Source organism: Streptomyces sp. NBC_00078, assembly GCF_026343335.1.
GTDB lineage: Bacteria > Actinomycetota > Actinomycetes > Streptomycetales > Streptomycetaceae > Streptomyces.
In genome coordinates this window covers 4,676,867-4,690,327 of sequence record NZ_JAPELX010000001.1, presented here as the reverse complement: position 1 = coordinate 4,690,327, position 13,461 = coordinate 4,676,867, and the positions used below count along the sequence as shown (strand labels likewise).

Below are 13,461 nucleotides of genomic sequence, written 5' to 3'. Positions count from 1 at the left end.
CGCCTTCCCAGACTTCTGGCCGCACTCTGCGACCGCTTGCCCGAGGACCGTATCGCCGTCATGGAGCAAGTCCTCCATACGATTTCCGGTCCCGACGACCCCTTGCTGAGCCGCTTCATCGCGGCCCAGTCCGCCGCCGGCCTGCCACAGCAGCTATCGGAGATCGCCCGCGTCTGGCGCTCCGAAGTGCCGGGCATGACCGGGGCGGGACTCGCGCTTGTGCTTGCCACTGTCCGCTCGTTGCCCCGGCCGAGACCTGCCCAAGTCGCCGTGAGCGGACCGATGAACGCGTCGATGCCGGCACGGCTGACAAGTGGGGTCGCGGTGGAGGTCATCCGCTCGGCGAAGACCTCGTTGCTGATCGCCAGTTTTGCCGCCCACGGTGCTCGGAACGTCGTCACTGAAATAGGGCGAGCGGTCGACCGAGGGGTTCGCGTAGACCTTCTGCTCGAAGAGTCCACACAGGCGTCGGTGGCGTTCGCCGCGTTGCCTGACGATGTGCACGTCTGGCATCGGGTCGAGTCATCGGGCGTACTGCACGCCAAGCTGATCGCTGCCGACCGGCATACAGCCCTTCTGGGAAGCGCCAACCTCACTGACCGCGCCTTGTCCGACAACATCGAACTCGGTGTGGTACTGCGTGACCCGCACGTGGTCGAGCCGCTCATCGAGCACTTTCACTGGCTGATGGCACCTGCGAACAGCATCATGCGCCCTGCGTGAGCCGCCCCGTGGGCATAGTGCCCGACCGCACCCGTAATAGGGAAGATGTGCCGCTCGACCTGGACGATGTCGTAAGTGGGCGACTCGCGGGAAACGGCGCCCACGCTACGCCTCACGTTCTTCCTCGACGGACGCGGACCTGGAGACCTACAAGGAGCGCTTCGGCGGCGAGCCCGCGTAGGAACCGTGATAAACGGGGCTCGGAAGGCGGAACAGCTTTCCGGGCACCGTATTGTTCCGCCATGGCAGTACCCGAAGTCGTCCCGATCGCCTACGTGCCCAGGCACCGGACCGAGTCCATCGGCCGGTACGCGGACGGGCAGTTCCTGGCGTCGATCACGTATGCCTTCCCGCGGGGATTCCGTCTCGACCACGGCTGGGAAGAGCACAAACGTCTCTACGCGGTGCTGCACACCTTCGACCCCGAGGGCCGCTACCGCGACTCGGAGATCTGGTGTGCCGGCACCTGGGCCGAACAGATGCGCAATCCGGACGGAGACGGGTCGGTCAAGCAGCGCGCCCGCGTCCACCTGGCGAAACTCCTGCGCAGCCTGCCCCGCCGCTCCTACACGGACATCGCGATACGGCCGTTCCAACTGACCGTCGACGACGTGCAGTTCGGCCTGGTGATCCGCGAGGACGACGGGGAGAGCTGGGCCGAGCTCTACCCCGACCGCCTCGCGTTCGGCGAACCCTGGGACGGCACCTACGACACCTGACCGGCACGGCCGCCCCGTTCACGGTCGTCCTCGGCCCAGGGAAAAGGGCTCGAAACCGACGCCGGTTTCGAGCCCTTCGTATCCGCCTGAGGTCTGTGCCTCGGTCTGCGACTACTTCGGCTGCGGCTTGCGCACCGAGAGGTGCAGTTCCTTCAGCCGCGCCTCCTCCAGTTCCGTCGGCGCACCCATCATCAGGTCCTGGGCGTTGCCGTTGAGCGGGAAGGCGATGGTCTCGCGGATGTTCGGCTCGTCGGCGAGCAGCATCACGATGCGGTCGACGCCGGGGGCGATGCCGCCGTGCGGCGGGGCGCCGAAGCGGAAGGCGCGCAGCATGCCGGCGAACTTGTCCTCGACGGTTTCACGGTCGTAGCCCGCGATCTCGAAGGCCTTGAGCATGATGTCGGGCTCGTGGTTCCGGATCGCGCCGGAGGACAGCTCGACGCCGTTGCAGACGATGTCGTACTGCCAGCCCAGGATGTCCAGCGGGTCCTGGGTCTCCAGGGCCTCCAGACCGCCCTGCGGCATCGAGAAGGGGTTGTGCGAGAAGTCGATCGCGCCGGTCTCCTCGTCCTTCTCGTACATCGGGAAGTCGACGATCCAGCAGAACCGGAAGACGCCCTCCTCGAAGTGCCCGGCACGCTTGGCGGCCTCGACCCGCACCGCGCCCATGATCTTCGAGACCTCGTCGAACTCGCCCGCGCCGAAGAACACGGCGTGGCCGGCGGCCAGCGACAGGCGCTTGGTCAGCTCGGCGACGTTCTCCTCGGTGAGGAACTTGGCGATCGGGCCGGTGAGGGACCCGTCCTCGGTGACGCGCACCCAGGCCAGACCCTTCGCGCCCAGCGAGACAGCGAAGTCGCCGAGCTGGTCGAAGAACTTACGGGGCTGGTCCTGGACCCCCGGCACCGCCAGGGCCCGCACGTGCTTGCCCGCGAACGCCTTGAACTCCGAGCCGTCGAAGACGTCGGTGATGTCGACGAGTTCCAGCTGGGCCCGCAGGTCCGGCTTGTCGGAGCCGTACTTCAGCATCGCCTCACGGAACGGGATCCGCGGGAACGGCGAGGTGACGTGGCGGCCCCCGCCGAACTCCTCGAACAGCTCGGTCATGAGCCGCTCGATCGGCCGGAAGACGTCTTCCTGCTCGACGAAGCTCATCTCGACGTCGAGCTGGTAGAACTCGCCCGGCGAACGGTCCGCGCGGGCGTCCTCGTCACGGAAGCAGGGCGCGATCTGGAAGTAGCGGTCGAAGCCGGAGATCATCAGCAGCTGCTTGAACTGCTGCGGCGCCTGCGGCAGGGCGTAGAACCTGCCCGGGTTCAGCCGGGAGGGGACCACGAAGTCGCGGGCACCCTCGGGGGAGGTCGCCGACAGGATCGGCGTCGCCATCTCGTTGAAGCCCAGCGCCGTCATCTTGTGCCGGATCGCCGAGATGACCGACGTGCGCAGCAGGATGTTGCGGTGCATGCGCTCGCGGCGCAGGTCGAGGAAGCGGTACTCCAGCCGGCGCTCCTCGTTCACCCCGTCCTCGGTGTTGATCGTGAAGGGGAGCGGGGCGGCGGCGCCGAGCAGCTCGACCTCGCCGACCTCGACCTCGATCTCACCGGTCGGCAGGTCCGGGTTGACGTTGTCGGCGCCCCGGGAGACGACGTTGCCGTCGACGCGGACCGTCGACTCCTTGGTGACCTTGTCGAGAGCCTCGTAGGCCGGGGTGCCCGGGCGGGCGACGAGCTGCGTGATGCCGTAGTGATCACGCAGATCGATGAAGAGGATGCCGCCCAGGTCGCGCCGATTGTGCAGCCAGCCACTCAGCCGGACGTCGGTGCCGACGTCAGAGGCGCGGAGCTCGCCGCAGGTGTGGGACCTGTACCGATGCATCGTCGTTCATCCAGCCTTCGCGGATCGGGGGTACGTTTCACGTGAAACAACCCCAGCGTACCGGGCACCCCGAGATCGGCTCCCCACCATTAAGACGGGGCAATCGGTGGCACTCCTCGATCACCTCTCCATAAAGTAGGGCAATGCGCACTGGTGAGCCTCTGCCCGCCGTGGGGGAGGTTCTCGCCGCCCTCGCGACCGGCCTGTGGCACTGGGACACCGCCACGGAACTGGTCACGGTCGATGCCGAGGCCGCCCGGCTTCTCGGTCTGCCCGCCGTCCAGACGACCCTCACGGAAGCCCGTGCAAGGGCCCGTCTCCACCCTGTCGACTGGAACGAGATCATCGCCGTCGTCGGGCTGGCCGTCACCGAGGGCACGCTGGCCGAGGTGCGGATCCGGATCATGGACGAGCAGGGACGGGTGATCCGCGTCGTCCGCTCCCGTTCCAAACCCTCTTTCGGCCCCGGCAAGAAGTCCTTCCAGCTGATCGGCACCCTCCAGGAGGTGACCGAGCCGACCCCCGGCACCCCGGCCGGACGCAGCGCCGTCACCGGCGACTGGCGGCGGTCCAGGGAGGCGTTCCTGCTGGACGCGGGACGGGCGCTGGCCGAGGCACGGTCCACGGAGGAGGTGCTGCGGGTCGCGGCGGGCCTGTCGATGCCGGGGTTCAGCCCGGACGGGCTCGCGGTGTTCGGCGTCGAGGGCGACCGGCTGACGATCACCGGCCACCACGGGGCCCAGTCCGACGACGGCCCCTTCTCCCACATGTCCCTGGACACGGACTACCCGGCCGCCGAGGTGGTCCGCACCGGCCGCGCCGTCTACATCTCCACCCCGGAGCAGTACAGATCCCGCTACCCGGTCACCTGGCCGCTCGCCTCGTCCTTCGGCCGCCACTCCTGGGCCTTTCTGCCGCTGACCGTGGCCGGCCGCACCATGGGCGCCTGGATGGCGGCCTTCGCCTACCCCGTCACCTTCAACCCCGACGAGCGGTCGGTGCTGACGACGGTCGCCCGCATGCTCGCCCAGGCGCTGTCCCGCGCCGGTGTCGCCGAGACCGAGCGCGCGCTCACGGACGGCCTGCAGCGCTCGATGATGCCGACGCTCGGCCCCCAGATACCGGGCATGAGCGTCACCGCCCGCTACGTCCCCACCGGGGGCGGGCTCCAGGTCGGCGGCGACTGGTACGACATGATCCCGCTGCCTGGGGGCACCCCCTCTGGGGGAGGCCGTATCGCCCTGGTCATCGGCGACGTCCAGGGCCATGACGTCCGGGCGGCCGGGCTGATGGGCCAGCTCCGCATCGCCCTGCGCGCCTACGCCTCCGAGGGCCACCGCCCCGACGCGGTGCTCTCCCGTGCCTCCCGCTTCCTGCACGGCATGACGGACGGCGCCACTCAGCCCGGCGTTCCCGAGGACGACGCCCACGCGGACCTGCGCTTCGCGACCTGTCTCTACGTCGAGGCCGATCCGGCGACCGGCATTCTCGACATCGCCCGGGCCGGGCACCCCGACCCGGCCATCCGTATGGCGGACGGCACGGTGATGGCCCGTCCGACGGCGGGCGGCCTGCCTCTCGGCATCGACCCGGACGCCGACTACCCGACCACCCGGATCATCCTCGAACCCGGCGAGACCATGCTGGTCTGCACCGACGGTCTGATCGAGACCGGCGGCCACGACCTGGAGAGCGGCTGGCAGCGGATCCGCACGATCCTGGAGGAGCACAAGGGCGATCTGGAGGAGCTGGCGGACGCTCTGGTGCAGGGCGTGCACGGTCCCTCCTCGCACCACACGACCGGCCCGCTCGCCGACCGGCGCGAGGACGACATAGCCGTACTGCTGCTGAGCCGGCCGGAAGAGGGCCATGGCGAGGCACTGTTCCTGCCGCCGCCGGTGCGCCGCACCATGCTCTCCGTCGCACAGGCGGAACCGGAGCGGGTGGCGGTGGCCCGTCAGCAGCTGCGCGAGCTGCTCCACGACTGGCCCTCGCCCGACCAGGTCGACTCGGCGGTGCTGCTGGTCTCCGAGATGCTCACCAACGTCCTCGTGCACACCGACGCCGACGCGCTGCTGCTGGCTGAGGTGCGGGGCGAACCCGGGAGCCGCCGGATGCGGATCCAGGTCACCGACACCAGCGACGCCCTCCCGCACAAGCGCCGCCCCGGCGAACTGGCCTCCTCCGGCCGAGGGTTGATCCTCATCGAGCTGCTCGCGGACGCCTGGGGCGTGGACCCCCAGGGCGAGGGCAAAAGCATCTGGTTCGAGCTCTACGAGTCCGAGGACCCGGCCGAGTCCCCGGACGGCTCGGGCCCGGGGTAGCGCGCCCGCAGTTCGTGTACGACGGCGAAGGCGGCCGCGGTGAGGGGTACGGCGAGCAGCATGCCGAGGATCCCCGCCACGGACGCCCCCGCCGTGATCGCCACCATCACCACCGCCGGGTGCATCTGCGCGGTCCGGCTCTGGATCACCGGCGTGAGCACATGCCCCTCCAGCACCTGCACCGCGAGGACGACCCCGAGCGCCCACAGCGCGATGACGAACCCGCGGTCGGCGAGCGCGACCAGTACGGCGACGGCACCGGAGAGGAAGGCGCCGAGGTAGGGGATGAAGGCGCCGACGAACACGAGCGCGCCCAGCCCCACGGCCCCCGGCACACCCAGGACCAGCAGCCCCACGGTGATGCAGACGGCGTCGATGAGCGCGATGAAGGTGGTACCGCGCATGAACCCCTCGACGGCCTCGAAGGCCCGTCGGGCCATGGCCTCAAGCGTCTCGCCGCTCCGCCCCGGAGCGATCTCCCGGACCAGGCCGCCGGCTTTGTGCGAGTCCCGCAGGAAGAAGAAGACGAGGAACAGCGCCAGCACGGCCATCGCGATGCTCTCGCCCACGACACTGACCCCGCTGATGACGTTGGACGCGGCCGTCCCGCCGAACTTGGTGAGCAGATCCTTCGCGTTCGTGGCGACGTCGTCCAGCGAGGTCCCCGCGGCCCCGAAGTGGTCGGCGACCCCCTGGGCCGCCTCCTTCAGCGAGGCGACGATCTCGTCACCGGTGTCGATGAGCGCGGCGACGACGATGTACACGGCCCCACCGACGACGGCCACGACCGCCACGCAGGTGAGCCCGGCGGCGACGGACCGATTGACCCTGGCCTTCACGAGCCGCCGGTGCAGGGGCCCCAGCAGGGCGGTCCCGAGCAGGGCGAGCAGCACCGGCACCACGGCCGTACGGAACGCGGAGCACAGCAGGACCCCTACGTAGACCACTGCTGCCCCGAGCAGCACGACGGCGCACCAGGCGGCGAACCGCCGGACGGGGTCGGGAAGGAGCTGCACCCGTCCAGCGGATCACGCGCGTGCATGCGCTGTCCTGCGCGAACGACCCAGCCGGGTGAGATACCGGCGGTGCGTCGCCGGCGGTCCTACAGGCCGCCCTCGGTCATCCCGTGCACCGCGGGGATCGTCCCCAGCCGGCCCTTCTGGAAGTCGTCGAAGGCCTGCTGGAGTTCCTCGCGGGTGTTCATGACGAACGGGCCGTAGTGGGCCATCGGCTCACGGATCGGCTGCCCGCCCAGGAGCACGACCTCCAGGTCCGGCGTGTTGGAGTCCTGCTTCTCGTCCGCGCGGACGGTCAGCGCGGAGCCCGCGCCGAACACGGCGGTCTGGCCCATCTGGACCGGACGCCGCTCGGAACCCACCGCACCGCGCCCCGCCAGCACATACGCGAGCCCGTTGAAGTCCTCGCGCCACGGCAGGGTGATCTCCGCGCCCGGCGCCAGCGTCGCGTGGATCATCGTGATCGGCGTGTGCGTGATGCCGGGGCCCTGGTGACCGTCCAGCTCACCGGCGATGACGCGCAGGAGCGCGCCGCCGTCCGGGGTCGTCAGCAGCTGGACGTTGCCGCCGCGGATGTCCTGGTAGCGCGGGGCCATCATCTTGTCCCTGGCCGGGAGGTTCACCCACAGCTGCAGGCCGTGGAAGAGCCCGCCGGACATGACGAGGGACTCCGGCGGCGCCTCGATGTGCAGCAGGCCCGAGCCCGCCGTCATCCACTGGGTGTCGCCGTTGGTGATGGTGCCGCCACCGCCCTGCGAGTCCTGGTGGTCGAAGATCCCGTCGATGATGTACGTGACGGTCTCGAAGCCGCGGTGCGGGTGCCAGGGGGTGCCTTTGGGCTCGCCCGGCGCGTACTCCACCTCGCCCATCTGATCCATCATGATGAACGGGTCGAGGTGCTTGTAGTTGATCCCGGCAAACGCACGGCGCACCGGGAAACCCTCGCCCTCGAAACCGCTCGGCGCGGTCGTGACGGCCAGTACGGGACGTGCCACGGCATCGGCCGACGCGGTCACACGCGGCAGCGTCAGCGGGTTCTCGACGGTCACTGCAGGCATGTCGGTACCTCCTTGTGTACGACCACTTTAGTTGAGCATTGAACTTTCTGCCAGCCCCAACAGAGAAAGCCCGGAGGACATTCCCTCCGGGCGTCGGGTACGACGGGGCGGTGGACGTCAGCCGCGCCCGCGGCTGTCAGCCGTACATCCTGCGCATCGCGAACTCGACCATCTGCTCCACGGCCTTCGCGTCGAAGACCATGCGGTGCTCGCCCTCCATGTCGAGGACGAAACCGTAGCCGGTGGGCAGGAGGTCGATGACCTCGGCTCCCGTGATCACGAAGTACTTGGACTCCTTGCCCGCGTACCGGCGCAGCTCTTTGAGCGAGGTGAACATCGGGATCACCGGCTGCTGGGTGTTGTGCAGGGCGAGGAAACCGGGGTTGTCACCGCGCGGGCAGTAGACCTTCGAGGTCGCGAAGACCTGCTGGAAGTCCTCCGCGGACAGCTGGCCGGTGGTGAAGGCCCGCACCGCGTCCGCGAGGGACGGTGGGGACGGCTCGGGATACAGCGGCTGCTGCTGCCCGTAACCGCCCGGGCCCTGCTGCGGCTGGGCGTACTGCTGCTGGGCACCCGCACCCGCGTTCTGGTCGTAGCCGTACATGGGCGCAAGAGTACTGAGTCACAGATGACCGGTTCGGGGTTGCTTCTTATTACCGACGGGTAGCATCATCGTAGCTACTTGTTGGTACGTGAACTAGCGCGAGGAGCTACACCCGGTGCCTCGCCGATCTCTTTAACGGAGCCGTCGCCATGGGGCACTACAAGTCGAATCTGCGCGACATCGAGTTCAACCTCTTCGAAGTCCTGGGGCGGGACAAGCTGTACGGCACCGGCCCGTTCGAGGAGATGGACACCGAGACCGCCAAAAGCATCCTCGAGGAGCTGACCCGGCTCGCGGAGAACGAGCTGGCGGAGTCCTTCGCGGACGCGGACCGCAACCCGCCGGTCTTCGACCCGGAGACGAACACCGCCCCGGTTCCGGCCTCCTTCAAGAAGAGCTACAAGGCCTTCATGGACTCCGAGTACTGGCGTCTGGGCCTGCCCGAGGAGATCGGCGGCACCACTTCCCCGCGCTCCCTGATCTGGGCGTACGCGGAGCTGCTGCTCGGCTCGAACCCGGCCGTGTGGATGTACGCCTCCGGCCCGGCGTTCGCCGGGATCCTCTTCGACGAGGGCAACGACGTACAGAAGAAGATCGCGCAGATCGCCGTGGAGCGGACCTGGGGTTCGACCATGGTGCTGACCGAGCCCGACGCGGGCTCCGACGTCGGCGCCGGCCGTACCAAGGCGGTCCAGCAGGAGGACGGCTCCTGGCACATCGAGGGCGTGAAGCGGTTCATCACGTCCGGTGAGCACGACATGGAGGAGAACATCCTCCACTACGTCCTCGCCCGCCCGGAGGGCAACGGCCCCGGCACCAAGGGCCTGTCCCTCTTCCTCGTCCCGAAGTACCTCTTCGACTTCGAGACCGGCGAGCTGGGCGAGCGCAACGGCGTGTACGCGACGAACGTCGAGCACAAGATGGGCCTCAAGGCGTCCAACACCTGTGAGATGACCTTCGGCGACCAGCACCCCGCCAAGGGCTGGCTGATCGGCGACAAGCACGACGGCATTCGCCAGATGTTCCGCATCATCGAGTTCGCGCGGATGATGGTCGGCACGAAGGCGATCTCCACGCTGTCGACGGGCTACCTGAACGCGCTGGAGTACGCCAAGGAGCGCGTCCAGGGCCCCGACCTGGCGAACTTCATGGACAAGAGCGCGCCCAAGGTCACCATCACGCACCACCCGGACGTACGCCGCTCGCTGATGACGCAGAAGGCGTACGCGGAGGGCATGCGTGCGCTGGTGCTCTACACGGCCTCCCTCCAGGACGAGATCCAGGTCAAGGAGGCGGCCGGCGAGGACATCTCCGCGCTGGAGGCGCTGAACGACCTGCTCCTGCCGATCGTCAAGGGCTACGGCTCCGAGAAGGGCTACGAGCTGCTCGCCCAGTCGCTGCAGACCTTCGGCGGCTCCGGCTTCCTGCAGGAGTACCCGATCGAGCAGTACATCCGCGACGCCAAGATCGACACCCTGTACGAGGGCACGACGGCCATCCAGGGCCAGGACTTCTTCTTCCGGAAGATCGTCCGCAACCAGGGCGCTGCCCTCAACTCCCTTGCCGAGGACATCAAGAAGTTCCTGGCGCTGGGCACGGGCGGCGAGGAGCTGGCGGGCGCCCGCGAGCACCTCGCGAAGGCCGCCGTCGAGCTGGAGGCCATCGTCGGTCTGATGCTGACCGACCTCGCGGCCACCGAGCAGGACGTCAAGAACATCTACAAGGTGGGCCTGAACACCAGCCGCCTGCTGCTGGCCTCCGGTGACGTGGTCGTCGGCTACCTGCTGCTCAAGGGTGCCGCGATCGCCGCCGAGAAGCTGGAGACGGCGTCCGCGAAGGCTGTGTCCTCCAAGGATGCGGCGTTCTACACGGGCAAGATCGCGGCGGCGAAGTTCTTCGCGGCCAACGTCCTGCCGGGTGTCACCGGTGCCCGCAAGCTCGCCGAGGGCGTCGACCTGGACCTGATGGAGCTCGACGAGGCCGCGTTCTAGCCTCTCCGGTTCCGGGTTCCGAGCTCCCTGGTTCTGGGTAGCCAAAACTCCACATCGCCCTCACGAGGGCCCGCTCCCCTTCACGAGGAGTGGGCCCTCGTACGTCGTTAAGGTGAACCCATGAGCGAACCCCCCCGCTTCGACCGCGGCCACACCGACGACCTCATGTCCTTCCTGACGGCCAGTCCGTCGCCGTACCACGCGGTGGCGAGTGCCGCCGAGCGGCTGGAGAAGGCAGGCTTCAGGCAGGTCGCGGAGACGGACGCCTGGGACGGGACGAGCGGCGGCAAGTACGTACTGCGTGGCGGCGCGATCGTGGCCTGGTACGTCCCGGAGGGCGCGGCGCCCCACACGCCGTTCCGCATCGTCGGCGCGCACACCGACTCCCCGAACCTGCGGGTCAAGCCGCAGCCGGACACCGGCGCGCACGGCTGGCGCCAGGTGGCCGTGGAGGTCTACGGCGGCCCCCTGCTCAACTCCTGGCTCGACCGCGACCTGGGCCTGGCCGGCCGGCTGACCCTGCGGGACGGCTCCACGCGTCTGGTGAACGTCGACCGGCCGCTGCTGCGCGTCCCCCAGCTCGCGATCCACCTGGACCGTTCGGTGTCGACGGAGGGCCTCAAGCTCGACAAGCAGCGCCATCTGCAACCGATCTGGGGGCTGGGCGGCGATGTGCGCGACGGGGACCTGATCGCCTTCCTGGAGGAGACCGCGGGGCTGGCGGCGGGCGAGGTCACGGGCTGGGACCTGATGACGCACTCAGTGGAGCCGCCGGCCCATCTGGGCCGGGACAAGGAACTGCTCGCGGGTCCGCGCATGGACAACCTGCTGTCGGTCCACGCCGGCGTGGCGGCACTCACGGCGGTCTCGGGCGCCGACCCGGCCTACATCCCCGTACTGGCCGCGTTCGACCACGAGGAGAACGGCTCGCAGTCGGACACGGGCGCGGACGGGCCGCTGCTCGGCAGTGTGCTGGAGCGCTCGGTGTTCGCGCGCGGAGGGTCCTTCGAGGACCGGGCGAGAGCCTTCGCGGGCACGGTCTGTCTCTCCTCGGACACGGGCCACGCGGTGCACCCCAACTACGCGGAGCGCCACGACCCGACGCACCACCCCCGCGTCAACGGCGGCCCGATCCTCAAGGTCAACGTCAACAACCGCTACGCCACCGACGGTTCGGGACGCGCGGTGTTCGCCGCGGCCTGCGAGAGGGCGAACGTTCCCTTCCAGTCCTTCGTCTCCAACAACTCCATGCCCTGCGGCACCACGATCGGCCCGATCACCGCGGCCCGGCACGGCATCAAGACGGTCGACATCGGCGTCGCGATCCTCTCGATGCACAGCGCACGGGAGTTGTGCGGCGTGGACGACCCGCATCTGCTGGCGAACGCCCTGGTGGCCTTTCTGCAGGGGTAGTTCCGTGACGTGCGGCTGTGAGATGTGCGTTCTGTGACGTGTGGTTCCGCCTGTTTTGTGACGTGAGCGATCGCCCCCGCATGAGCACGGGCCGGGCGGGTACCCGCAGTTGACCGGACGACCGGGAAGGCCGGAGAGACCGGAGAGACCGGACCGGACAGGGAGGCGACGCGCATGGGCCTCGGCGGATGCATCATCCTCATCGCCGCGGGAGCCATCCTCACGTTCGCGACCGACTGGCACATGAAGGGGGTCAATCTCGACCTGGTCGGGATCATCCTCATGATCGTCGGGCTGATCGGCGTCAGCACCTTCAGCGGCATCGCCCGCCGTCGGCGCGTGGTGGTGCCGCCCACGACGCCGGTCGTCGAGGAGGAACGACACCACCACCGGGACGGCTACAGCGACGGCTACGGCGTCTGAGCGTCCATCCCGGCGAACGCAAAGCCGGCACCAACAGGAGGCGGCCCGTCCCCTCCGCCGTGAGGCGGACGGGCACGCCCCCGGTCCTGCCCAGCCGCCCCGGCCTACCGGCCTGAGGGGCGCGGACGTTCAGTTCTGGTGGACCACGTTGCGGCCGGGGCCACCGGAGAGCCTGTCGGTGCCGGGGCCGCCGTACAGCGTGTCATTGCCGCTGTTGCCGTACACGACATCGCTGCCCGCGTTGCCGTACAGGATGTCGTCGCCCTTGCCCCCGTACAGCGTGTCGTCGCCGGCTCCGCCGTAGACGCGGTCCTTGCCGTCGTCGCCCGAAAGGGTCTGGGCGCCGAGCCGCCGTGCAGCACGTCGTCGCCCGCGCCGCCCTGCACGATGTTGTCGCCTCCGCTCGCGGTGATCGTGTCGTTGCCGGCGCCGCCCCAGGCGAGTCCCTCCGCGCCCACGGTGAGGGTGTCGTTGCCCGCGTCGCCCGGTACGTAGGCGCCGTCGAGGCGGCCGGAGCCGGTCGCCCTGTCGTTGCCGGCCCCCAGCGAGATCTCGGAGTAGGAGTAGACCTGGTCCGTGTCGTTCTTGTGGACGACCGTGTCGTTGCCGTCGCCGAGGCTCATGACCAGGGCGGCGTACGGGTCCTGGCTGTCCACGCGGGTGACCGAGCGCGGCGAGGAGCGGCTGGACGTGGTGGCGGCGAGGAGCGGCCTCGGGAGCGCGGCGAACCTACGCGCGCGCGTGCGGCGCGAGACCGGACTCAGCCCGTCGGCCTACCGGCGGCGTTTCGGACCGGCCGCCGGGGAAGCGGTAACGGCATGAGATTCCTCGTACGCGACCGGCTCCTCGGCTTCGGTGACGACTACTGGATCGAGGACGAGCACGGCAACAAGGTGTTCCTCGTCGATGGCAAGGCCATGCGCCTCAGGGACACCTTCGAGCTGAAGGACACGCAGGGGCGTGTCCTTATCGACATCCACCAGAAGATGCTCGCCCTGCGCGACACCATGGTGATCGAACGGGACGGCGACGCCCTCGCCCGCATCAAGCGCAAGCGTCTGTCGCTGCTGCGCAACCACTACCGGGTCTCCCTGGTCGACGGCACCGAGCTCGACGTCAGCGGCAAGATCCTCGACCGGGAGTTCGCCGTCGAGTACGACGGTGAGCTGCTGGCCGTCATCTCCCGGCGCCGGCTGCATGTCCGGGAGACGTACGGCGTCGACGTCGTACGGGATGACGCGGACCCGGCGCTGCTGGTCGCGGTGGCGGTGTGCGTGATCCACCTGGCGGAGAAGGAACGGGAGGACGACTAGGA

Annotated in this window: 12 protein-coding genes and 2 pseudogenes; 8 read left to right on the top strand and 6 right to left on the bottom strand. The window is 69.1% G+C overall.

Going from position 1 to position 13,461, the window contains the following annotated elements; translation table 11 throughout:
* Positions 1-36: 36 nt before the first annotated feature.
* Positions 37-723, top strand: a complete 687-nt coding sequence (drmC, locus tag OOK07_RS22015; RefSeq protein WP_266798076.1) for a DISARM system phospholipase D-like protein DrmC — start codon at positions 37-39, stop codon at positions 721-723.
* Positions 724-965: 242 nt separating this feature from the next.
* Entirely contained in the window at positions 966-1,442 is a 477-nt protein-coding gene (locus tag OOK07_RS22010) for a hypothetical protein (protein WP_266682487.1), read from the top strand.
* A 111-nt stretch (positions 1,443-1,553) separates the two neighbouring features.
* Here the strand turns inward: OOK07_RS22010 and aspS are convergent, their stop codons facing one another.
* Entirely contained in the window at positions 1,554-3,317 is a 1,764-nt protein-coding gene (aspS, locus tag OOK07_RS22005) for an aspartate--tRNA ligase (protein ID WP_266798075.1), read from the bottom strand.
* 143 nt (positions 3,318-3,460) lie between these two features.
* Here aspS and OOK07_RS22000 point away from each other — a divergent pair, with 143 nt between their 5' ends.
* A complete protein-coding gene (locus tag OOK07_RS22000) occupies positions 3,461-5,641 on the top strand; it encodes a SpoIIE family protein phosphatase (RefSeq protein ID WP_266798074.1) in 2,181 nt (726 codons plus the stop codon).
* On the opposite strand, the gene OOK07_RS21995 is transcribed toward OOK07_RS22000, so the two are convergent.
* The 3 genes from OOK07_RS21995 to OOK07_RS21985 all read right to left on the bottom strand — a co-directional run bounded on the left by OOK07_RS21995 (position 5,590) and on the right by OOK07_RS21985 (position 8,319).
* Positions 5,590-6,657, bottom strand: a complete 1,068-nt coding sequence (locus OOK07_RS21995) for an AI-2E family transporter (RefSeq protein WP_266798072.1) — start codon at positions 6,655-6,657, stop codon at positions 5,590-5,592. The genes OOK07_RS22000 and OOK07_RS21995 overlap by 52 nt on opposite strands.
* An 86-nt stretch (positions 6,658-6,743) precedes the next feature.
* On the bottom strand, positions 6,744-7,715 hold the full coding sequence (locus OOK07_RS21990) for a pirin family protein (protein WP_266682483.1): 972 nt from the start codon (positions 7,713-7,715) through the stop codon (positions 6,744-6,746).
* Positions 7,716-7,851: 136 nt separating this feature from the next.
* On the bottom strand, positions 7,852-8,319 hold the full coding sequence (locus tag OOK07_RS21985) for an SseB family protein (RefSeq protein ID WP_266682482.1): 468 nt from the start codon (positions 8,317-8,319) through the stop codon (positions 7,852-7,854).
* Between the two features lie 149 nt (positions 8,320-8,468).
* Here OOK07_RS21985 and OOK07_RS21980 point away from each other — a divergent pair, with 149 nt between their 5' ends.
* From OOK07_RS21980 to OOK07_RS21970, 3 genes are all read left to right on the top strand, one after another.
* Complete coding sequence (locus OOK07_RS21980; RefSeq protein WP_266682481.1) at positions 8,469-10,310, top strand: acyl-CoA dehydrogenase; 1,842 nt, start codon at positions 8,469-8,471, stop codon at positions 10,308-10,310.
* Between the two features lie 120 nt (positions 10,311-10,430).
* A complete protein-coding gene (locus OOK07_RS21975) occupies positions 10,431-11,723 on the top strand; it encodes a M18 family aminopeptidase (RefSeq protein WP_266682480.1) in 1,293 nt (430 codons plus the stop codon).
* Between the two features lie 174 nt (positions 11,724-11,897).
* The gene (locus tag OOK07_RS21970; protein WP_108010566.1) at positions 11,898-12,146 is read left to right on the top strand and encodes a DUF6458 family protein; all 249 of its coding nucleotides are present in this window, start codon (positions 11,898-11,900) and stop codon (positions 12,144-12,146) included.
* A gap of 129 nt (positions 12,147-12,275) precedes the next feature.
* On the opposite strand, the gene OOK07_RS21965 is transcribed toward OOK07_RS21970, so the two are convergent.
* On the bottom strand, positions 12,276-12,584 hold the full coding sequence (locus tag OOK07_RS21965) for a calcium-binding protein (protein ID WP_266802000.1): 309 nt from the start codon (positions 12,582-12,584) through the stop codon (positions 12,276-12,278).
* Positions 12,533-12,769, bottom strand: a pseudogene (locus OOK07_RS21960) (calcium-binding protein); the annotation flags it as partial. The pseudogene OOK07_RS21960 and the gene OOK07_RS21965, both read right to left, overlap by 52 nt.
* Before the next feature lie 25 nt (positions 12,770-12,794).
* Here OOK07_RS21960 and OOK07_RS21955 point away from each other — a divergent pair.
* Positions 12,795-12,968: pseudogene (locus OOK07_RS21955) on the top strand (AraC family transcriptional regulator); the annotation flags it as partial.
* Positions 12,965-13,459, top strand: a complete 495-nt coding sequence (locus tag OOK07_RS21950; protein WP_266682478.1) for an LURP-one-related/scramblase family protein — start codon at positions 12,965-12,967, stop codon at positions 13,457-13,459. The pseudogene OOK07_RS21955 and the gene OOK07_RS21950, both read left to right, overlap by 4 nt.
* Positions 13,460-13,461 lie beyond the last annotated feature (2 nt).